A 22,667-nucleotide genomic window follows, 5' to 3' on the forward strand; every position below is an offset into this window, starting at 1 on the left:
CGATAGAAAGATATTCGAAAGAGTGGTCATTGGCGACTGCTCTTTTTTCACATAAACCGAAAGGTTAATAGCCCGTACTCTTTACCTATGCATCTTTTGCATCTGTATATACATACACACAATAAACGTATAAATGAAATCGATGTTTTTTATTATAGTATTCACAGTATACCTCTTAGCTAATTTTTATGTATTCAGGCACTTTTGGATTGCGATGCCTCCGAGTAATGTGGGGCGTATAGCACTTTTGTCGTTTGCGGTTATAGCGGTTACTTCATTTTTCATATCCTTCTTGATCGGGGACTCCTTGCCGGTAGGGCTTACTTCGTTGCTATACAAAGTGGGTACAGCATGGTTTTTCATCCTTCTTTATTTCCTAATGATAATTGCTGCAAAGGATTTGCTGGGGCTTAGTAATAAGTTGCTGCACTTTATGCCGAGCGATTCCATCACCCGTTATACGAGAGACAACTGGGTTGGTCTGGGGCTGATGGTAGGCTTTGTTGCACTGCTGATGACCTGCGGCTATCTTAAATATCAGTGGAAAGTGAGGGTCGATCTTCCTGTTCAGATATATAAAACCTTTGGTGATACTATTTCGCCACGCTCGTTACGCATTGTTGCCATTACCGACCTGCATTTGGGGTATGGCATCGGTGAAAAAGAGTTTGAAAAATGGGTAGACCTAATAAATGCCGAAAATCCTGACATTGTACTCATTGCCGGAGATATTATCGACAATAGCGTGCGTCCGCTCAAAGAAGGGCATTTTGCAGAAGTCTTTCATAAGATAAAGGCACCGATGGGCATTTATGCTTGCCCCGGAAATCACGAGTATATAAGCGGAGCAAAAGAGAGCTTCGATTTTATTACAAAAGCAGGGGTACATCTCTTGCGTGATTCCGTAGCCGAGGTAGATAGTTGTTTTTACGTGGTTGGGAGAGACGATAAGTCTAACCCGAATCGCAAATCATTGGAGGAGCTTGTCGCGGGGCTCGATCATACCAAGCCAATCATAATGCTCGATCATCAGCCTTATCACCTCGAAGAGGCAGAAGCCAACGGTATTGATATACAGATTTCGGGACATACCCACCAAGGGCAGGTGTGGCCTATATCAATGATTACCAAAAAAATATATGAGAGAGATCATGGTTTTGTAAAAAAAGGGAATGCAAATATATACGTAAGTTCGGGGATTGGTCTTTGGGGAGGGAAATTCCGTATAGGTACACAATCCGAGTATGTTGTAATAGATGTGAATAAAAAGAAATGAGAGTCTTTTTCAATGCCATAATGATTCAGATATTCTTCAGTGCATACATCTACTGGAGAGGATGGCAGGCATTGCCCGATAAGAAGTATATTAAGATTCCCTACACTGCCATATATGTTGCAGAGCTGATAATATACTTTATCGGATTCTTTACCTCAAAACACTTATCGTTCGATGCGCTTCATACATTCGCCTGGACGGGTACAACGTGGATGTTGTTTACTATCTATATGACGTCATTGCTCTTATTGTATGATTTAGTGAAATATATAAATAAAAAGAAAAAAATATTTTCGCTCGATTTTGCAGCAAAAAAGCCCCGACTTGTTTATTTTTGTACAGCATTGCTTTTGGTCGTGGCTGTGATGTGGAATGGGAACTACCGATTCTGGCATCCTGTGATAACGGAGAAGAACCTCACGATAGAGAAGCATTCGCCCAATGTGAAAAACTTGCGCATCGTGGTGGCTACAGATATACATGCGGGATATCTGATCGACAAGAAAATTATTTCCATGTATGTGGATAAGATAATGGAGCAGAAACCCGACCTGATATTGTTGGTGGGTGATATTGTCGATTATGATGCCAAATCGCTATACGAGCAGCAAATGGAAACAGAGTTTCATCGGCTCAAAGCTCCTTATGGGGTGTATGCGTCTACAGGAAATCATGAGTATATAGAGCTGGACGAGCCTAAGGACGAAAAAATCTTGTGGTTGAGCCAAAAGGCCGGAATAAATGTTTTGCGTGATACTACTGTTATGATCGCAGATTCTTTCTATCTTGTAGGCAGAGAAGATGATATGTGTAAAAACCGTAAACAATTACCCGAAATAATGCAGGGTGTAGACCGGCAATATCCTGTCATTGTGATGAATCACGAGCCGCATCGCTTGCAGGAAGAGGTTGAAGCTGGTGCAGATATCGCTCTGTATGGTCATACGCACAACGGTCAGTTTTTTCCAAACAATGTGATTATGGCTGTTTCGTCCATGATATACAACTCGGGGATATTGCCCGAGAGTATTTCTTCCAAAATGAGGTTTATGTATGAGATTCCCTACGGATATAAGAAAAAAGGAGATACGCATGTATATGTGTCCTCCGGACTTGGGTTGGCGGGACCTCAATACAGGATTGGCACAGTGTCGGAGATTGTAGTTCTCAATGTCAACTTTAGTAAATGATATATTAGCCATGCTAAGATCGCTATACATAAAAAATTATGCCTTGATAGATAGTCTTGAAATTGACTTCGAGCCTGGCTTTTCTGTTATTACCGGAGAAACAGGAGCCGGAAAATCTATTATTCTGGGAGCACTGTCTCTTATACTTGGGCAGCGTGCCGATATCAAGGCTATCAAGCAGGGGGAGAGTAAATGTGTTATCGAAGGATCGTTCGATGTTTCGGCATACGATCTCAGAGCTTTCTGCGAAGAGAAAGGTATAGAGTACGATTCCGATAGTTATATCCTGCGCAGGGAGATACTCTCTACAGGAAAATCAAGAGCATTTATCAACGATTCGCCTGTTTCGCTCACTGATCTGAAAGAATTGGGTAGTCAGTTGATCGATATACACTCGCAGCATCAGAACTTGTTGCTATCCGACACCCGTTTCCAAATGCAGGTGGTAGATGCTTTGGCGGGCAACAAAGAGTTGCTGAGCAGATACCAACAAGCTTTCCATCAATACAAGCAATCGGAAAAGGCATTGGCAGAGCTGCGTGAAGCGGTGAGGAAAAGTAAAGAGGAAGAAGATTATCTTCGTTTTCAGATCGAATCCTTGACAGAAGCCGCTCTTCAGGAAGGAGAGCAGGAAGAATTGGAAAACGAACTGGAGACACTTACTCACGCCGAAGATATAAAGTCGGCATTATTCAAGATACACTCCTTGTTGTCTGACGATGATAAGGGAATCGTGCTGGGTCTCAAAGAAGGACTCAATACGTCTCAACAGTTAGCAAAGGTATATGCCCGTTCGGAAGAAATATCCGAGCGTTTGCAAACAGCGTATATCGATCTTAAAGACCTTGCCTCCGAAATGGATAAGCTCGCAAACGACGTGGAATTCAACCCTGAGCGTTTGGCTTTTATCGAATCACGGCTCGATCTGATCTACACATTGCAGAAGAAATATCATGTAAATGCTGTATCCGAGTTGTTGGCTTTGTATGAAGAATTTAAGCAAAAGATAGAAAATATAGAATCATCCGATCAGCAAGTGGAAGCTCTTGAAAAGGAAGTCCACGAAAAGTCGGAAAAGGTATTCGCTCTAGCTAAGCAGTTGACCGATAGTCGTACGTCGATAACCGATAGTTTCGAGAAAGATCTGACCGATCGGGTTGCTTATCTGGGTATGCCTAACATTCGTTTCAGAAGTGAAATTATAACAGAGAAACATCCCAATATATATGGGTTAGACAGAGTGCTGTTTCAGTTCTCTGCAAACAAAAATGTACCTCTACAGCCTGTTGCGGAGATAGCTTCGGGTGGTGAAATTTCCCGTCTGATGCTCTGCCTCAAATCCATGATTGCAGGTGCAACCGCATTGCCTACTATTATATTCGATGAAATAGATACAGGTGTTTCGGGCGAGATAGCAGACAAAATGGGAGAGGTGATGCGTGAGTTTGGCAAGAATATGCAAGTGCTGGCAATAACACACTTGCCTCAGATTGCCGCCAAAGGGAAAGCGCATTACAAGGTTTATAAATTGGATGACGAACATACCACAACTACAAACTTGGTGCGTTTGTCCGATGAAGAACGTTTAACGGAAATAGCCCGCATGCTGAGTGGTTCTACAGTAACAGAGGCGGCTATACAAAATGCGAAAGTAATGTTGGACAAAAAAGTCTAAACAGCATGAACGAAATTTTATTCCTTAACTTAAAACGAGAAAACGAACGCTATGCAACTGAACTGAAAGAAGCAACTGCTCGTATTATACACTCAGGCTGGTATATACGAGGAGCAGCGAATGAATCCTTCCAGTCTCAATTTGCTTCTTACTGTGGTGTCTCTCACTGTGTGGGTGTGGGCAACGGTCTTGATGCCCTGCGTCTCATTCTGATGGGATATATGGTGATGGGGCGTATAAAGGAGGGTGATGAGGTAATTCTTCCTGCAAATACATTTATCGCTACTGTCTTAGCTGTTACGCAATGCGGGCTTGTCCCTGTTTTGGCAGATTGCGACCTTGTGACATACAATATCGACCCTGCTTCAGCAGAAGAAAAGATAACAAACAAAAGCCGTGCTATAATTGCGGTTCATCTATATGGGCAAGTCGCAGATATGTATAAGCTCAAGCAATTAGCTCTCAAATATAACCTTCAGCTTATCGAAGATGCTGCACAAGCACAAGGTGCAGTCTATAAAGGCAGAAAAACGGGCAGTATTGGCGATGCGGCAGCATTTAGCTTTTATCCTGTGAAAAATCTTGGCTCGTTGGGCGATGCAGGAGCAGTAACAACGGACGATACACAATTGGCAGAGGTGGTGAATAGTTTATCGAATTATGGTTCAGATGAAAAATATATACACAACTACAAGGGACTAAACTCCCGCCTTGATGAAATACAAGCTGCAATCCTCTCAGTTAAATTAAAATATTTGGATGCGGATAATTCACGCCGTCGGGAGATTGCAAAGTTTTACTTGGATAACATAAAAAATGACAGGTTCATTTTGCCTGAAATAAGAGATTGGGATAGCCATGTGTTTCATTTGTTTGTGTTGCGTTGCAAAGATCGTGAAGAACTCCAGCAGTACTTATCGCAAAACTCCATCCAGACTCAAATACATTACCCTTATGCTATACACAAACAGCCGGCTTATGCTGAACTAAATCATTTGCATCTGCCTGTTTCTGAACTGCTGCAAGATGAGGTATTAAGTCTTCCGCTTTATTCGTCTTTGCGAGAAGATGAATTGGTAAAGATAATTAAGACTTTAAATAGTTTTTAATTCTTTGATTATTAGTTTTTTTATCTTCTGTGTGTGGTGTTCGCTTCTCTCGTGTTTTAAAGAAAATTGTAAACGCAAATAGAGAAATTCGAAGTGAATTTTTTATTTCCGAAGAAATGCGGTACAATGTTTTTATAAATGCTCTTCAGGTAAAGAACTTCAAGGCTGTTTTGTTTTGTCTTAAAAAGATAAAAAAAACGATGATTTACAGTCTATAAAAACCTTTTAGAACTATATTTTGTTGTATATTTGTAGTTCAAAGTAAGTAGTGATATTGAAAGAGAGATTTTTTAAGAAAAGACTAATTAAAAACACATAAGTACTTATAACATAAAATGAGACTAACTCCCTTAACTGCCATTTCGCCAATAGATGGTCGTTATCGCAATAAGACAGAGAAACTAGCCGATTATTTTTCAGAGTATGCCCTTGTTAAGTATCGCGTGCGAGTAGAAGTAGAATACTTTATAGCTCTATGCGAATTGCCGCTACCTCAATTGAAAAATATAGATAAAGAAGTTTTTCCTAAACTGCAGTCTATCGTTGATAATTTTTCGGAAGAAGATGCTTCACGTGTAAAAGAGACTGAAAAAGTAACAAATCATGATGTAAAAGCTGTCGAATATTTTATAAAAGAAAAATTCGATGAGCTTGGGCTTGAACAATACAAAGAGTTTATTCACTTTGGACTTACCTCACAGGATATAAATAATACATCTGTACCATTATCTTTAAAAGATGCTTTGACAGACGTGTATTATCCTTTGCTCGATGAGTTGATCGTGAAGCTCACATCTCAGGCTGAGGCTTGGGCTGACGTAGCTATGCTGGCTAAAACGCACGGACAACCGGCATCGCCAACACGCTTGGGTAAGGAGATTATGGTTTTTGCCAGCCGCCTTCAGGCTCAGTTGCAATTGCTCCGATCGGTGCCTTTGTCGGCTAAATTTGGAGGAGCTACAGGAAATTATAACGCACACACGGTAGCCTATCCCGAATATGACTGGAAAGCTTTTGGAAACAAGTTTGTATCCGAAAAGTTGGGCTTGGTGAGAGAAGAGTGGACAACACAGATATCCAATTATGACAACTTGGCAGCGGTGTTTGATGCTTTGAAACGCATCGATACGATAATGATAGACCTCAACAGAGATTTTTGGCAATATATTTCGATGGAGTATTTTAAGCAAAAGATCAAAGAAGGAGAAATAGGATCATCGGCAATGCCGCACAAAGTAAACCCTATCGATTTTGAAAATGCAGAAGGTAACCTGGGTATAGCAAATGCAATATTGGAACACTTGGCTGGTAAACTGCCTGTTTCGCGCTTGCAAAGAGACTTGACAGACTCTACTGTATTGCGTAATATAGGTATACCAATGGGGCATATCGTGATTGCTATTCAAAGTACATTGAAAGGGTTGGATAAATTATTATTGAATAAAGAAGCATTATATAGAGATCTGGACAATTGCTGGGCAGTTGTAGCAGAAGGAATTCAAACGATTCTTCGTCGTGAAGGATATCCGAAACCTTATGAAGCACTGAAGGCTCTTACTCGTACGAACAATGCAATTACAGCAGAATCAATTGCAGAATTCATCGATGAGCTGAATGTCAGTGATGCTGTGAAAGATGAACTGAGAAAAATTACACCTCATACTTACACTGGTGTATAAATTTTTACGTTGTATAATAACCGTGAGGTTGTTTTGAAAAAAATGAATGTAATATAATTAAACAAGAAAAAAATCAAATGGTGACAGAAAATGGAAATGATAGAGACGGCCGGGATGGTTACTCTTCATCAGAAAACAAATCAAATGGAAATGATCCTGTAAAGAAGAAGCGAGCTCGTGTAGGCGATCTACGCAAACAATCTTACGATAGCCCTGACCGTGGAAAAGAAAGAAATCCGTATAAGGCTGGTGGCGACAGACAAGGCTCTTCTTACGATAGAGGAAACGAAGAACGTCGATCATATAGCGGTGGCGGTTATTCCGATAATAGAGACAGAGACGGCGGTGGCTATTCAGGCAGTCGTGGCGGTAACTACGATTCTGGTAATCGCGGAGGTAATTACAATAGCGGTAACCGTAGCGGTGGTAACTATAGCAGCGGTGGCAACCGTGGCGGTAACTACGACTCGGGCAATCGTGGCGGTAATTATAATAGTGGTAACCGTAGCGGTGGCAACTACAGCAGTGGTGGCGGTAGCTATGGCGGTGGTAATCGCACCGGAGGTAGCAGCTATGGTGGCGGTAATCGTACCGGAGGCAGCAGTTATGGCGGCGGCAATCGTACCGGAGGTGGTAGCTATGGCGGTGGCAATCGTGGCGGTGGCGGTAGCTATGGCGGCGGTAATCGCAGCGGCGGTAGCAGTTATGGTGGTGCTAACCGTGGTGGCAGTGGCTATAATAAAGCAGCCGAAGGAGTTAAAAGACTTGTTAAGCCTGTAAAGTACAAAGAAAATATAGATCCAAGTACACCTTTACGTTTGAACAAATATCTGGCTAATGCCGGAGTATGTTCTCGTCGCGAAGCTGATGCGTTTATCACATCGGGTGTAGTGAAGGTAAACGGTGAGGTAGTAGATCAGTTGGGAGCAAAAGTTACACGTGGTGACTTGGTTACATTCCACGATCAACCGGTACGCTTGGAAAGTAAAGTATATGTATTGCTCAACAAACCGAAAAATTGTGTAACAACATCAGATGATCCGCAAAACCGTCTTACTGTGATGGACTTGGTGAAAAATGCCTGCCCGGAACGTATCTATCCGGTTGGTCGTCTCGATAGAAACACAACAGGTGTTTTATTGTTGACAAACGACGGAGACCTTGCGTCTAAACTGATGCATCCTAAGTTTAAGAAAAAGAAAATCTATCAGGTTACTCTCGACCGTGACGTAGCTATTGAAGATATGCAGGCTATAGCCGACGGAGTAGAACTGGATGATGGAGAGATACATGCCGACTCAATAGCATATCAGGCAGAAGATGTACTGAATGTAGTGGGTATTGAAATACACTCGGGACGCAACCGAATTGTTCGTCGTATATTCGAAAAATTAGGTTATCAGGTGGTGAAACTCGACCGTGTATACTTTGCCGGATTGACAAAGAAAAACATACCGAGAAGCAAATGGCGTTATCTGACCGAAAAAGAAGTGAACATGCTTCGTATGGGAGCTTTTGAATAAAATAATTATATTAAATGAAGACTTGGCATAACCTGAAAAAGGCATTATGCCAAGTTTGTTCAAAATAGACAAATTGAAGATTTAATACACATTACAAAAATGGAAAGTATTCGTAGAACAAAAATTGTAGATCTGCTCCGAAAAGAGAAAGAATTTGGAGCTACAGTCGCCGTAAAAGGATGGGTAAGAACTATTCGTGGTAATAAATATGTGAATTTTATTCACCTGAACGATGGCTCTACAATTCATAATCTTCAGATCGTAGCCGATGTGGAAAAATTTGGAGAGACGTTCTTCAAACCTGTAACTACCGGAGCATGTATCCATGTTATCGGAAAGTTGGTAGAATCGCAGGGTAAGGGACAAACAATGGAAATTCAGGCAGATTCAGTAGAGATCTACGGAACAGCAGACCCTGAAACTTATCCCTTGCAAAAGAAAGGGCACTCACTCGAGTTTTTGAGAGAGATTGCTTATCTGCGCCCTCGTACAAATACTTTCGGTGCAATATTCCGTATACGTCACCATATGGCTTATGCCATTCATAAATATTTCAATGATAATGGATTTTTCTATTTCCATACTCCTATTGTAACTGCTTCGGATGCAGAAGGTGCAGGATCTATGTTTCAGGTAACTACACTCGACTTTAATAATGTTCCACGCAACGATAAAGGGCAGGTAGACTATGCCGAAGATTTCTTCGGACGCCAGACCAACCTTACCGTATCGGGACAGCTCGAAGGAGAGCTTGGAGCAATGGCTCTTGGTGCTATTTATACATTTGGTCCGACATTCCGTGCCGAGAATTCTAATACTCCACGACATCTTGCCGAATTTTGGATGATAGAGCCCGAAGTAGCGTTCTATGATATTCACGACAATATGGACTTGGCGGAAGACTTCCTAAAATATCTGATACGTTATGCATTGGAAAATTGTAAGGATGATCTTGAATTCCTGAGCGAGCATTTTGATAAAGAATTGATAGACCGTCTGAACTTTGTTACAGCTAACGACTTTGTACGCCTTACATATACCGAAGGGGTAGAAATATTGGAGAAGAGCGGACACAAGTTCGAATTCCCTGTTTATTGGGGAGCTGACTTGCAATCGGAACATGAACGCTATCTGGTAGAAAAGCACTTCAAACGTCCTGTTATCCTGACCGACTATCCAAAGGAGATCAAGTCTTTCTATATGAAACAGAACGAAGATGGTAAAACTGTTCGTGGAATGGATGTCCTTTTCCCAAAGATCGGAGAAATTATCGGAGGTTCGGAGCGTGAAGCTGATTATGAAAAACTTGTTACTCGTACTAAGGAGCTGGGAATGAATACAGACCCTATCTGGTGGTACCTCGAAACACGTAAGTTCGGAACAGCGCCTCATGCCGGTTTCGGATTAGGATTTGAACGTCTTATCCTCTTTATTACAGGTATGGCGAATATCCGTGATGTGATTCCTTTCCCTCGTACACCAAACAATGCCGAGTTTTAATTAGGTAATTAAGTATAAGAAAGAGCAGCAAAATATTTTGCTGCTCTTTTTATTTTGAAGAGTTAGTTCTTTGTATTACTCAAAAAATAATATATTTGTAGCCCCACACCCTACAAATACTGAATATGAGTATTAAAATAACATTTGCAGACGTAAAGAAGTCTCAGGAAATAAAAACATATATCAAGCAGGCCGACGCATCATTGGCTGTGATGGGATACACCGAACATAGCTTTGCCCATACAACCAAATGCGCCGAAGTTGCAGGACAATTACTAAAAGATCTGGGCTATGAAGATCGGGATATAGAATTGGCAAAGATAGCTGCTTATATGCACGATATAGGGAATGTAATAAATCGTGCCGACCATGCGCAAAGCGGAGCAGTGATGGCTTTTAGGTTATTAGAAAAAATGGGTATGCCAGCCGAAGATATTGCAACGATTATCACTGCTATAGGAAACCATGATGAAAAAACAGCCTTCCCTGTCAATGCTGTAGCGGCAGCACTCATTATTGCCGATAAGACAGATGTGCGTCGCAGCAGGGTACGTCGCAAAAGAACTATAAATACCGATATACATGATAGAGTAAACTATGCGGTAGAGAAAGCTGATTTAAAACTCGATACAGAGAATAAGACGATAACTCTTTGTCTTACAATTGATACGAAGATCAGTGCTGTGATGGAATATTTTGAGATCTTTATAGAGCGTATGCTCCTATGCCGTAAGGCGACAGACTATTTCGGGTTCAGCTTTAAATTGAATATAAATGGTAATGCGATAATGTAGACATTTAATGTATAAACAAATAAAGCAGAAAATCGTTAGACTTTCTGCTTTGTGTTTATGTTTACTTTTTCCTATTCTTTTATCTCTTCAAACTTTACATATTCGCCTTCGTTCTTCGAAAAGACTTTGCGCTGATCGTTTTTTGATGAGTGATTGTATTGCTCGTTATTATTCGATGAATAAGTATTATTTGCCCTGTGTCCCGAAAAAGGAGAAGACGATGGTCTTCCGAATATAAAAGACGCTACTCCCCTGATCAGAGAAAAGACAAACATTATCCCTAAAATAGCAATGGAAAATATCAGAAAGAATATAAGTGTCATTTGTTTTTTAGTTTTATAAATTATAACCAAAGCAAATATAATATTTGCCTTACTAAAGATAACACGTATATAAGCCTTTAGATGTAATAGTTTTATTTATTTAACAAGACTTTAGCATTGTAAACAATATCAGATAATAGCCAGCCCTTCGTGATGAAAAACTGTATGTTGCATAAGTATACTGCATCCGATAATGATGAGGATAATACCTCCTATAATATTTATTCTAAGATTGTAGCGTTGTCCTACTTTGCTTCCCGATATTACTCCAAACGAAGCTACAAGCATTGTGACTGCACCTATGACTATTGCCGGAAAGAATATATTTATATTGATTAGCGACATGGATAGCCCTACGGCTGTGGCATCGATACTGGTTGCAACGCCCAGACTAAACATGGTTTTGAAATTAAGCGGATTGAATGGTTTACTCTCTCCTTCGTTTTTGATACTCGAGTATATTACTCTTGTGCCTAAGAAGAAGAGAATGATAAATGCCAGCCAATGATCGTACTCGTCGATATATTCAGCAAATGTAGAGCCTATAAACCATCCGAAAACAGTGAGGCTCATTTGCATGAATGCCAGCATACCCGCTATTTTCAGAATGTTGATCGTGTCGTGATTTTTTATTATAGCCCCACTGGTAAGCGCTATAACGAGGCTGTCCATCGACAGGCCTATTGCTAATATAATAATCTGGATCATATCCATTTGGTAATCTCGTTCAGTCTCTTGCGGTTTTTGTTTGGGCTAATACTTTTTTCTTCGTCAATATATCCGAGGGGGAATATGGCTACGGCTTCCAGATGAGCCGGTATATCGAGAGCCTTACGCAGAATATGAGGGTCGAAGTTACAAACCCAGCACGTTCCTAAGCCTGTTTCAGCCGCTGCGAGGCATATATGCTCGGCAGCAATGGCTGCGTCTACATCACCAAAGTCTTTATTGTCAGTATTTTTTCTTTTCCACGATTGCTCAGAGTCTTTGCACACGATAATATGCATAGGTGCCGATTTGAACCACTCTCTGTTGTACGATTCCTGTATTTTTTCTATTGCATCCTTGTTGGTAACAACATAAAATACCCAAGGCTGGTAGTTACAAGCTGATGGTGCCAGGCGTGCACAATCAAGAATGTAATTCACTTTTTCCGCTTCTATAGGTTGAGGTATGTAAGCCCTAACCGAATAGCGGTTTTCGATAAGATTTTTTAGTCGCATTAGCTTTATGTAGTAGTCTTAACTGATATCCTTTTATTCTTAATGTAATGAAAAGGATACAGCTATAGGCTGATATTCAGACTTACTTATAATTCTTCTTCTACTTTATAATTGTTTCTTTCGCTCGAACTGCGTGAGATAATCTCTCCCAGAAATCCCGCAAGAAAAAGTTGGGTTCCCAGTATCATCATTGTCATAGCAATGAAGAAGTACGGCGAACTAGTCACCAACGGGTGCGCTATCCCTTTGCTCATAGCATACAATTTGCTGCAACCTAAAATAACAGCAGCTATGAATCCGATAAAGAACATGACAGTACCCCACAGTCCAAAAAAGTGCATTGGTTTTCGTCCAAATACCGATAAGAACCAAAGGGTTAGCAAATCGAGATAACCGTTTACAAAGCGGCTGAATCCGGCAAATTTACTTTTACCATATTTACGGGCTTGGTGGTGTACTTCTTTTTCTGTAATTTTTGTAAACCCTGCTATTTTAGCAAGGTATGGTATATAACGGTGCATATCGTTATATATCTCTATGCTTTTCACCACATCTTTGCGATAGGCTTTCAGCCCGCAGTTGAAGTCGTGGAGCTTCACTCCCGAAACTTTTCTGGCTGTGGCATTAAATAGCTTTGTAGGCAATGTTTTCGACAGTGGATCGTAACGTTTCTTTTTCCATCCCGAAACAAGATCATACTTGTCTTCCTTTATCATCTTGTAGAGTTCCGGTATTTCGTCCGGACTGTCTTGCAAATCGGCATCCATTGTGATCACAACATCGCCGGTTGTACGTCCGAAAGCGCAATGCAAGGCAGGAGATTTGCCATAGTTGCGTCTGAATCGGATTGCTTTTACATTTTCGTCCGATTTTTTCAAATCAGATATTATTTCCCACGAACGATCTTTGCTGCCATCGTCAACAAAAATGATCTCGTACGAGAAGCCGTTCTCATTCATAACCCTTTTTATCCACGCATGGAGCTCGCTTAGCGATTCTTCTTCATTATATAAAGGTATAACAACAGATATATCCATAGATGCCTTAGTTATTCTTTTTTATTTTGACTACAAAGTTGAGAACAAAGCTAAGGAAAAATCCTAAGAATATGTTCTTTATAAATTCCATTACGATATATGTCAGTTTGTTGGAAAATATTACTCTCATAATGTCTTTTGCCCGTTCGTAGTCGGCCTCAGGTACTTTTATTATAGGGGCAACTTCTATACTTTTCATCACCGGCTCTATCATGCGGCTAAAGAATGCCGGGTCGATAAACTGATAGTGAGCAAACATGATTACACCTTCGAGAAAAGAGGCGTAAAAGCACATCAATACCGTAAAGGCGATGCAATGCCATGCGCTTTGCGGATTGTCGGGGTCGGAAGTCTTAAACCTGTAATAGAAAATATACACTACCAGCAATGTGACAATGTTGAGCAGATAAAAGATGAATGCAAACCTGTCTGATACACCTATGCCTGCTACAATTAGAAATATGTATCTGATAACCCAGAATAATCCGAGCAACAGACCATAAAACATAGCATATCTGTTGATTATAGAGAAGCTTTCGCCTAAACGTTGATTTTTTGCCATAAGTGATACAAATGTAAGAAAATTATCAGATTCTATAAAGCAGACCCATAAACAATTACCAAGAAATAAGTAAGAGGGTAGTGTATTATAGAAAGAGGCTATCCAAAAAATTAGACAGCCTCTTTATGTATTCAGAAATTTCTTTACCTATTAGTTCCCTTTGTTCTCTTTTTCTTCTTTTATGGTTAAGTCTAAAGGGTGTTTCACCTTCTCTTTTAGCAAAGCTATATCGAGAACCTCCTTTATGTCATCTACATAGTGGAAAGTCAATCCTTTGAGATATAGAGGTTTGATTTCATCTATATTCTTTTTGTTTTCTTTACAAAGGATAATCTCTTTTATTCCGGCACGTTTTGCAGCCAGTATTTTCTCACGGATGCCACCCACAGGAAGAACTTTTCCACGCAGGGTTATTTCTCCGGTCATTGCCAGATTTGGTCTAACCTTGCGTTGGGTGAAAGCTGAAGCCAGCGATGTAACCATTGTTATACCTGCCGATGGGCCATCTTTCGGAATAGCCCCTTCGGGAACGTGTACATGTACATTCCAGTTGTCGAATACCTTTTCGTCGATACCGAGCAATTGCTGTCCATGCGACTGTAAGTATTGGAGTGCAAGTATGGCCGATTCTTTCATCACATCCCCCAGATTTCCTGTAAGGGTTAGTTTGCCACCCTTGCCTTTGTTTAGCGAAGTTTCTATAAACAGAATTTCTCCACCTACCGAAGTCCAAGCCAAGCCTGTAACGACTCCCGCATATTCGTTGCCCTGATATTGATCACGGGTATATTCTACTGCTCCCAGATACTCTTGCAAATCATCCGGATCGATCACTTTCTTGTATTCATCGTCAGAAGCTACCTTACGAGCCAGTTTACGCATAATCTTGGCAATCTTCTTATCCAGTTCACGCACTCCCGATTCGCGGGTATAGTTTTCTACAATTTTTTCTATTGTCTTTTTCGGAATATCGATAGTGTCTTTTGTCAATCCGTGATTTTCCAATTGTTTAGGTATCAGGTGACGGCGAGCTATTTCTATTTTCTCTTCTATAATGTATCCGCTTACGTCTATCAGTTCCATACGGTCGAGCAATGGCTGAGAGATGGTCGATAGGTTGTTTGCAGTAGCAAGGAACATTACTTTCGATAAATCGTAATCGATATTCAGGTAATTGTCATGGAATGTTGAATTTTGTTCAGGGTCAAGGACTTCTAATAGGGCAGAAGACGGATCACCTTTAAAATCACTACCTATTTTATCGATCTCATCCAGCACGAATACAGGATTTGAAGAACCGGCTTTCAGTATATTCTGAATAATACGCCCCGGCATCGCACCTATATATGTACGGCGGTGTCCTCGTATTTCCGACTCGTCGTGCAATCCTCCCAAAGACACTCTCACATAGTTACGGTTGAGTGCTTTTGCTACAGATTTGCCTAAGGATGTTTTCCCCACTCCCGGAGGGCCATACAGACAAATGATTGGCGATTTGAGGTCGCCTTTCAGTTTCAGTACGGCAAGATGCTCAATGATACGCTCTTTTACTTTCTCCAAACCAAAGTGATCTTGATCGAGCACCTTCTGAGCATTTTTCAGATTGAAATTGTCTTTCGTGTACTCACCCCAAGGCAAGTCAAGTATGGTTTCTATATATGTATATTGAGTAGAGTAGTCGGGTGACTGCGGATGCAGGCGTTCGAGCTTTGTTATTTCTTTTTCGAAAATAGCGGCTACATCTTTACCCCACTTCTTCTTTGCTGCTCTCTGTTTAAACTCTTCGAGGTCGGCTTGTTGTGGGCTTCCGCCCAATTCGTCCTGAATTGTTTTTATCTGTTGTTGAAGGAAGTATTCTTTCTGTTGTTGGTTGAGCTCTTCACGCGTTTTCATTTGGATGTTGAGCTTCATCTCCATCATCTGTGTTTCACGGTTGAGGATAACCAACAGGCGGTAAGCACGTTCTTTTTCGTCGTCTATTTCCAACAGAGCTTGCTTTTCAGATCCCGAAACAGGCAGATTTGCACAACAGTAATTTACCAATACCGAAGATACACTATCCGACTTTATTCGCTGTATGAATTCCTTCGGTGGTTCGCCATACATACGCAGCATGAGTATCATCTGGTCGCGAATAGAATCTAACAGTGCTTTGTATTCTGTGTCTGTCTTGAGAACAGGAACACTTTCCTTTATTTCGTATCTTCCTTTAAGGAACGGTTCGGTTTGTGTCAGTTCTGTCAGGCGAAAACGTTTTTTTCCTTGAAAGATGACAGTCACGTTCTCATCGTCTGGAAGCTCGATTACACGTATAATTTCGCCGATAACGCCTATCGAATACAGGTCGTTGATTTCGGGTTCTTCGTTGTCTGCGTCTTTTTGGCAGACAAGTCCCACGTATTTCCCTTTCAGACGGCTTACACTTTTTATCAGCTTCAACGATTTTTTTCGTGCAACGGATATCGGCATGCTCGTCCCCGGAAAAATAATCGTGTTTCTTAGCGGAAGAATCGCGATTTCTTCTTTCAGGTCGTTTTCATTTATATAGCAATCTCCATCATCGAAGTCATTAGCTATGATCGATATAACCGGTCCATTGTTTTCTTCGAGACTGAGAAAATCTTTCTTTTTACTAAACATATTTATAATCCTTGTTTTTGTTTTTATGCTCCTTTTTACAAGAAGCAGATAAAAATATGGAATAATAACTAACTTTGCTTACATATATAACAAAATTTATGCCATAAATGGTTATAGATTTTTTGAATGAGTGATAGTATAACACATGTAATAAGAAATTATACATTGATTTTACTATAAAAATGTTACTTATATAAATATGCCGAATCCTTATTTCAGGTTCAAAAAGTTTACAGTTTATCACGATCGTTGTGCCATGAAGGTAGGTACAGACGGTGTTTTGCTTGGTGCGTGGGTCAATGTTTCAGGCGATAATATTCTGGATATAGGTACAGGTACGGGACTCATTTCGTTGATGATGGCTCAGCGCAACGAAAAAGCAGTAATAGACGCAATAGACATTGATAGCGATGCTGTAAGTCAGGCAAAGGATAATATTGAAAATTCTCCATTTGGTAACCGTATCAATTCTTGGAATGCTTCGTTGCAAGAGTTTAGCTCAAAAGCTGAGAAACGATATGATGTGATTGTTTCCAACCCTCCTTTTTTTGTACAATCCTTAAAGTCGCCAAACAAAGAACGTTCTTTGGCAAGGCATACCGATAGTTTGCCTGTTGCAGATTTGATTGGCTTGTCTGCTTCACTTTTGTCTCAAGCGGGGCGGATATCTTTTATCTATCCTTTTGATTACAAAGAAGAGCTTATAAAGCTTGCAGAACAATATAAGCTGTCAGTGTCGCGTATTACCAATGTGTTTCCTACCCCGGATTCTGTACCAAAACGCATTCTGATAGAACTGTCGAAAGAAGAAGTCACACCAATCGAAAATGATTTGATTATAGAAAAAGCAAGACATGTATATTCAGATGGCTTTACTGCTTTATTGAAAGATTTTTATCTGAAAATGTAAATTGACTTTTCGGATTATACGTTTCGCTATAACTGTTTTCCTACACTACTTTATTTTGCCATCGGGCTCGTGTGAGATATATGATTGAGAATATTAATAGAGGTCCCCAATAAAAGTATTCTACAGTCCAACACCACGCTACAGACATTTCCTTATATATTACTATCCACGACATAGCCACAATGTATATTACCATTGTTATCATTTCCAATATAAGGGCAGCTTTGGTGTTTCCTGTTCCAGATATGGAGTTGAATACTACAATACTTAGTGCTGATATCGGTAGCGAGAAAAGTAATACGATGAGAGGTATCACCGTTTCTCCGATAAGCGTTTTCTGATCGATAGGAGCTATGATTGATATCCAAAACTCTGGAGAAATAAATGTTATTCCCATCATGAGAACGATTATTCCGAGGTTTAATAAGCATATTTTCTTCACAAGGGGGATAACTCCTTTTATATTCCCTGCGCCCATCGTATTGCCCACCAGTGTGTTGGCGGTGGTAGCCAAAGCATTCATCGGAATAAAGTAAACCATATAGAAACTTCGGACGAGGTTTGTTATTTTAAGCGCATCTTCGGAGTGCTGTTCTATGGCAACGAAGAAGATAAACCATGTAGACATGGAGATAAAATACTGCACCATCGTAAAGGATGATATATTCAGGATGCTTCGGATAATGGATAGCTTGAATTTCATCTTTGCAAAACCATATTTCTTGAAGTCGACGGTTGCAAATGTATATATGGTAAAAAATAGTACAGAGGCTATCTCTGACAATACCGCAGCGATGGCAGCACCTTCAATTCCCATCTCAGGGCAACCGAAGTTACCGAATATCAGGGCATAGTCGGCTATGATATTTACAACAGCCATTGTGATTGCATTGAATGTCAATACCTTTGTGCGGGCAATTCCTACATAGAATGCACGGAACATTACGTTGAATGCCGCAAAGAAAAATCCGTAGATGCGTATAGATAAATATCTGTCGATAGCGTCAAATACGTCGGGCGATTTGAGGAATGTAGACAGCACCTGATCGATCAGTAGCTGTGACATGAAAAACAGAATAAGAGCAAATACCTGTAAAAACATAAGCCCCTGTATCACGATAGTACCTATCTTATCGTAATTTTTTTCGCCATTGCGACGGCTGATCATAATCTGCCCACCGATACTGAAACCGAAGCAAAGCGTAAAAATGGCTACATAATATATTCCCGCAAGTCCCGAAGCACTTTGGTATATACCCGCCAAACCGGGGTGGTCGGGGTTGACAACATGTCCGAGGAAAAAAGTACCTGTGAGTTGTATAATATTCTGGGCAAGTAATCCTAACATAATAGGAATACTTACCTTCCATATATCTTTATATGTATATGAATGCATAAGTTTAGCTGTTTGCTATTTGCCAATAGCAGAGTTAATACAAATTCCTAAAAATAGGTCTTATTTGATAATCTTGTTAGTCTTAGTGTCAGGAAATACAACCCATGGCTTGAAAGACTTAGCTTCTTCAAACTCCATTTGGGCATAAGACATTATAATAACAATGTCTCCCGGTTGTACTTTGCGGGCGGCAGCTCCATTTAGGCAAATAGCACCCGATCCACGTTCACCTCTGATGACGTATGTTTCGAGGCGTTCGCCATTGTTGTTGTTGACGATCTGGACTTTTTCGCCTTCTATCAGGTTTGCCGCGTCCATCAAATCTTCATCTATCGTGATACTTCCGATATAATTCAAGTTGGCTTCGGTTACAGTAACACGGTGTAACTTCGATTTTACAACTTCTATGATCATTTTTTATCTTTATAATTAAGCTTTCGCTTTGTATACAATATTATCTATCAAACGTACATCGCCACAAAATACTGCGATGCATCCTACTATATAATCAGATTCTTGCCAGTTGTTTACCGACTGTAAAGAATCGCCGTCTACTATTTCATAGTATTCCACACTCAACTCTTCATGTGAATTGAGCTGATTGGTTACTTTGTCTATTACCTCTTTTACGGTCTGGGATTGCATCCATTCCTTACTTTCGAATAAGGTTTTAGATATATTTACAGCCACCTGTTTTTGAGCTGCGTTCAGTCTTTCGTTCCGACTGCTTAGTGCCAGTCCGCTGGGTTCCCGTACTATCGGCATTGGTACAATCTGTACCGGCAGCTCCAGTTGTTTGACCATAGCCCTGATTACAGCCAATTGTTGGAAATCTTTTTCGCCAAAATAAGCTTTGTCAGGTTTTACAATGTCGAACAAACGGCTTACAACTTGTGCTACACCGTTGAAGTGTCCGGGGCGATGCACGCCTTCCATCACTTTGTCAATCTGTCCAAAATCGAACTCTCTTGTATCCGGCTCGGGGTATATTTCTTTTTCGGAAGGAGCAAAGACGAAGTCTACGCCTGCTTTTTCCAGAAATAGGCAATCTTGTTCCAGGTTGCGCGGATATTTTACAAGATCTTCTTTGTTGTTAAACTGTGTCGGGTTTACAAATATGCTGACAATAGAGATGTCATTGTCTGCGATACATTGTTTTACAAGAGAAATATGACCGTTATGCAGTGCACCCATGGTGGGTACGAATCCTATTTTTTTGTCTTTCAGGCGCAATGGTGCAACAACATCTTGTACCTCTTTTACAGTATTTAATAATCTCATCTTTTTCAAAAATCAAAAGCGGATACAAAGCAACTAAATATTTGTGTAACGACGAAACAATCAGGCTTTTTTGTTTCAATTTTAACGAATAAATCTTCACCAAAACAAGGAAGAAAGACCTTAAATTAAAGGGTTGCAGGATTTTGTCTTGTAAAATTTGCAAAAAACAAGATTTTTTTTTATTATCTTTGTACTTTCAATTCAAGAAACAGAAGAGGATTATAATTAAATGGGTACTAAAAAGATTTTATACATCACGCAGGAGATCACTCCTTACTTGCCGGATTCACCAATAGCAACTAATTGTAGATACTTACCTCAAGCAATACAAGAAAAAGGACAGGAAATAAGAACGTTTATGCCGAAGTTCGGCAGTATAAACGAACGGCGTAATCAGTTGCATGAAGTTATACGCCTATCGGGAATGAATCTTATAATAGATGATACAGACCATCCTCTGATAATAAAAGTGGCATCGATACAGGCTGCTCGCATGCAGATCTACTTTATAGATAATGATGATTACTTCAAACGTAAATATACTGTGGCGGATGATCACGGAGTGGAGTTTGACGACAATGACGAACGAAGCATATTCTATGTGAGGGGTGTATTGGAAACAATAAAAAAACTTCGTTGGATACCTGATGTAATCGATTGTCATGGTTGGATGACAGCACTTACAGGTCTTTATATTAAGACAGCATATGCTGACGACCCTTGTTTCAAAAATTCAAAGGTTGTTTACTCTCTCTATAATGATGACTTTAAGAAGCCGTTCAGCAATAAGTTTATCGACAAATTAAAGTTCGACGGAATAAAAGATAAGGAAATCACAGACCTAAAAGGTGTTGTTGATTTCGAAACTCTGGCTAAATTTGCGATTAAAAATGCAGACGGAGTAATACAAAGTGAAGATTTGATCAATAAAGATGTACTCGATTACGCAAGTAAATCAGGTAAAAACTTCCTTCCTTATCAGGGAGATCTGGAAAATTCTGTTGATGCAATCAATAATTTTTACGAGAATCTTTAAAGTATCTAAAATAAAAATAGAAAAATGCTGTTTTATTTCATGAGAACAGCATTTTTTTGGATATTTGAAACCAATTTAATTTAACCCTTAATTTTGAATGAAGAGTAAAGCTTTACTGAGTCTGATAATTACAATCCTGATGGTTGTTTTTATTTCTTGTGATGACGATTTGAACAAGATAGGAAATTCTATACTGCCCGAAGGAGACGATATATTTGTATATGTTGATACTGTTGCCATAACAGCAAGAACCGTATCGCTCGAAGATTCGGTATATGCCAAATCTCAAATGGGGTTATTAGGGAATTATGTGGATCCTGTATTCGGGAACATAAAGTCTGACTATTTATCAGAACTATATTGTCCTGAAAATACTGAATTTCCACCAAAGACGCTTTCTATCGATTCGACTTTTCTTGAGGTGATTTCAGATCAGTATTTGGGAGATAGTATCGCTCCGTTTGGTATAGCTGCATACAAAGCAACACAGCCTCTTACCGCTAATTTCTTTACGAATATAGATCCGAAGAAATATTGTGATATGTCGCAACCTCTAGGACAAGGTATATTTACAGTGACTTCTGCTCCGAACAATAGCGGTCAAAGGACGTATTCACTTCGTCTCAAAAAATCGATGGGGCAAGAGTTTTATGATGAATGGGTGAACTCGAAAGGTGCAACATTCAAAAATTCTGATTCTTTCCGTAAATTCTTTAAAGGTATGTATCTTACATCTACCTTTGGTTCGGGAACAATGATTAGCGCGAGTACTACAATATTTAAGGTATATCTTAAATATAATGGCAGAAATCTAGCTGATACCCAAGACTCTGTTCGAGTAGGGATATTTAGAATGGCATTTACGCCCGAAGTGATACAGTTGAACCACATTCAGAACAAAAATCCGGACTACTTGTTTACTAACAATGATACACGTACATACATGAAAAGCCCGGCGGGAGTATGTACCGAATTGACAATACCTTTGGCCGAAATAATGAAAAAAGCCGAAGAGACGGGCAAGAAAAATAATAAATTGAACGCTGCTAACTTTAAGATTAAAGGATTCACCGAGGAGGAAGAAAAAACCAACTTGGGAAGACCATCAACTCTTTTGTTTATAAATAAAGATTCTTTGACTAATTTCTTCTCAGATAGAAATAAGAATAGACCGGATGCCAAAACCAGCTTTGTGATGGAGCGGTCGTCGACTAATATTTATAATTTTGTCTATGGAAATATATCAAAGAGTACTGTGAATAATATAGCTAACCTGATTAATCACTATATGGATTATTATAAGGGAAAAGACAATATTCCTGATCTTAAATATTTGGTTATACCTGTTTCTACTAAGACTCAGTCGTCTACAACGTCTTCAGGGTCTAGTGTTACTATGTACACAAATGTTTATAACTTAATGACTCCTGCATCAGCTATATTCAGAACAGATGCTAATAATATGAAGATGGGGCTTATATTCAGTAACTATAATAGCAGCTCGAAATGATTA

20 protein-coding genes are annotated in these 22,667 nt (G+C 39.9%); 11 read left to right on the forward strand and 9 right to left on the reverse strand.

Features of this window, described 5'->3' with window-relative positions; genetic code table 11:
* The first annotated feature begins 142 nt into the window (after positions 1-142).
* The 8 genes from E4T88_RS07035 (at position 143) to E4T88_RS07070 (ending at position 10,746) form a co-directional block, all read left to right on the forward strand.
* Positions 143-1,276 (forward strand): metallophosphoesterase, encoded by a 1,134-nt coding sequence (locus E4T88_RS07035; RefSeq protein ID WP_228093795.1) that lies wholly within the window; start codon positions 143-145, stop codon positions 1,274-1,276.
* Positions 1,273-2,466 carry a metallophosphoesterase gene (locus E4T88_RS07040; RefSeq protein WP_135104759.1) on the forward strand — a complete coding sequence of 398 codons (1,194 nt, stop codon included), beginning with the start codon at positions 1,273-1,275 and terminating at the stop codon, positions 2,464-2,466. Before E4T88_RS07035 ends, E4T88_RS07040 begins: the two co-directional genes overlap by 4 nt.
* A gap of 10 nt (positions 2,467-2,476) precedes the next feature.
* Positions 2,477-4,141, forward strand: a complete 1,665-nt coding sequence (recN, locus tag E4T88_RS07045; RefSeq protein WP_135104760.1) for a DNA repair protein RecN — start codon at positions 2,477-2,479, stop codon at positions 4,139-4,141.
* A gap of 5 nt (positions 4,142-4,146) precedes the next feature.
* Complete coding sequence (locus E4T88_RS07050) at positions 4,147-5,250, forward strand: DegT/DnrJ/EryC1/StrS family aminotransferase (protein ID WP_135104761.1); 1,104 nt, start codon at positions 4,147-4,149, stop codon at positions 5,248-5,250.
* A 335-nt stretch (positions 5,251-5,585) separates the two neighbouring features.
* Positions 5,586-6,929, forward strand: coding sequence for an adenylosuccinate lyase (gene purB, locus E4T88_RS07055; RefSeq protein ID WP_135104762.1), 1,344 nt, complete (start codon positions 5,586-5,588; stop codon positions 6,927-6,929).
* Positions 6,930-7,006: 77 nt separating this feature from the next.
* On the forward strand, positions 7,007-8,452 hold the full coding sequence (locus E4T88_RS07060) for a pseudouridine synthase (protein WP_135104763.1): 1,446 nt from the start codon (positions 7,007-7,009) through the stop codon (positions 8,450-8,452).
* 99 nt (positions 8,453-8,551) lie between these two features.
* The gene (gene asnS, locus E4T88_RS07065; protein ID WP_135104764.1) at positions 8,552-9,952 is read left to right on the forward strand and encodes an asparagine--tRNA ligase; all 1,401 of its coding nucleotides are present in this window, start codon (positions 8,552-8,554) and stop codon (positions 9,950-9,952) included.
* Between the two features lie 125 nt (positions 9,953-10,077).
* A complete protein-coding gene (locus E4T88_RS07070) occupies positions 10,078-10,746 on the forward strand; it encodes an HD domain-containing protein (RefSeq protein WP_135104765.1) in 669 nt (222 codons plus the stop codon).
* A 71-nt stretch (positions 10,747-10,817) separates the two neighbouring features.
* Here E4T88_RS07070 and E4T88_RS07075 read toward each other — a convergent pair whose 3' ends face one another.
* The 6 genes from E4T88_RS07075 to lon form a co-directional block, all read right to left on the reverse strand.
* Positions 10,818-11,069 carry a DUF4834 family protein gene (locus tag E4T88_RS07075; RefSeq protein ID WP_135104766.1) on the reverse strand — a complete coding sequence of 84 codons (252 nt, stop codon included), beginning with the start codon at positions 11,067-11,069 and terminating at the stop codon, positions 10,818-10,820.
* Positions 11,070-11,198: 129 nt separating this feature from the next.
* A complete protein-coding gene (locus E4T88_RS07080) occupies positions 11,199-11,777 on the reverse strand; it encodes a manganese efflux pump MntP (protein WP_228093796.1) in 579 nt (192 codons plus the stop codon).
* Positions 11,774-12,292 (reverse strand): nitroreductase family protein, encoded by a 519-nt coding sequence (locus E4T88_RS07085; protein WP_135104767.1) that lies wholly within the window; start codon positions 12,290-12,292, stop codon positions 11,774-11,776. Before E4T88_RS07085 ends, E4T88_RS07080 begins: the two co-directional genes overlap by 4 nt.
* An 86-nt stretch (positions 12,293-12,378) precedes the next feature.
* On the reverse strand, positions 12,379-13,329 hold the full coding sequence (locus E4T88_RS07090; RefSeq protein WP_135104768.1) for a glycosyltransferase family 2 protein: 951 nt from the start codon (positions 13,327-13,329) through the stop codon (positions 12,379-12,381).
* 7 nt (positions 13,330-13,336) lie between these two features.
* A complete protein-coding gene (locus E4T88_RS07095) occupies positions 13,337-13,891 on the reverse strand; it encodes a DUF4199 domain-containing protein (RefSeq protein WP_135104769.1) in 555 nt (184 codons plus the stop codon).
* Positions 13,892-14,041: 150 nt separating this feature from the next.
* Positions 14,042-16,531: an endopeptidase La gene (gene lon / locus E4T88_RS07100; RefSeq protein ID WP_135104770.1), complete on the reverse strand. Its 2,490-nt coding sequence runs from the start codon at positions 16,529-16,531 to the stop codon at positions 14,042-14,044.
* 199 nt (positions 16,532-16,730) lie between these two features.
* Between lon and E4T88_RS07105 the strand changes: the two genes are divergently transcribed.
* Positions 16,731-17,441 (forward strand): tRNA1(Val) (adenine(37)-N6)-methyltransferase, encoded by a 711-nt coding sequence (locus E4T88_RS07105; protein ID WP_135104771.1) that lies wholly within the window; start codon positions 16,731-16,733, stop codon positions 17,439-17,441.
* Between the two features lie 40 nt (positions 17,442-17,481).
* On the opposite strand, the gene E4T88_RS07110 is transcribed toward E4T88_RS07105, so the two are convergent.
* The 3 genes from E4T88_RS07110 to panC are packed head-to-tail and all read right to left on the reverse strand — an operon-like array spanning position 17,482 to position 20,118.
* Positions 17,482-18,837: an MATE family efflux transporter gene (locus E4T88_RS07110; protein ID WP_135104772.1), complete on the reverse strand. Its 1,356-nt coding sequence runs from the start codon at positions 18,835-18,837 to the stop codon at positions 17,482-17,484.
* A gap of 60 nt (positions 18,838-18,897) precedes the next feature.
* The gene (panD, locus tag E4T88_RS07115; protein ID WP_006843338.1) at positions 18,898-19,251 is read right to left on the reverse strand and encodes an aspartate 1-decarboxylase; all 354 of its coding nucleotides are present in this window, start codon (positions 19,249-19,251) and stop codon (positions 18,898-18,900) included.
* 15 nt (positions 19,252-19,266) lie between these two features.
* Positions 19,267-20,118, reverse strand: a complete 852-nt coding sequence (gene panC / locus E4T88_RS07120) for a pantoate--beta-alanine ligase (RefSeq protein ID WP_135104773.1) — start codon at positions 20,116-20,118, stop codon at positions 19,267-19,269.
* A 229-nt stretch (positions 20,119-20,347) separates the two neighbouring features.
* Between panC and E4T88_RS07125 the strand changes: the two genes are divergently transcribed.
* A complete protein-coding gene (locus tag E4T88_RS07125) occupies positions 20,348-21,154 on the forward strand; it encodes a glycogen/starch synthase (protein WP_135104774.1) in 807 nt (268 codons plus the stop codon).
* 97 nt (positions 21,155-21,251) lie between these two features.
* Positions 21,252-22,664, forward strand: coding sequence for a DUF4270 domain-containing protein (locus E4T88_RS07130; RefSeq protein ID WP_135104775.1), 1,413 nt, complete (start codon positions 21,252-21,254; stop codon positions 22,662-22,664).
* The last annotated feature ends 3 nt before the right edge of the window (positions 22,665-22,667 follow it).

The sequence above is a fragment of the Dysgonomonas mossii genome (assembly GCF_004569505.1).
Classification (GTDB): Bacteria; Bacteroidota; Bacteroidia; order Bacteroidales; family Dysgonomonadaceae; genus Dysgonomonas.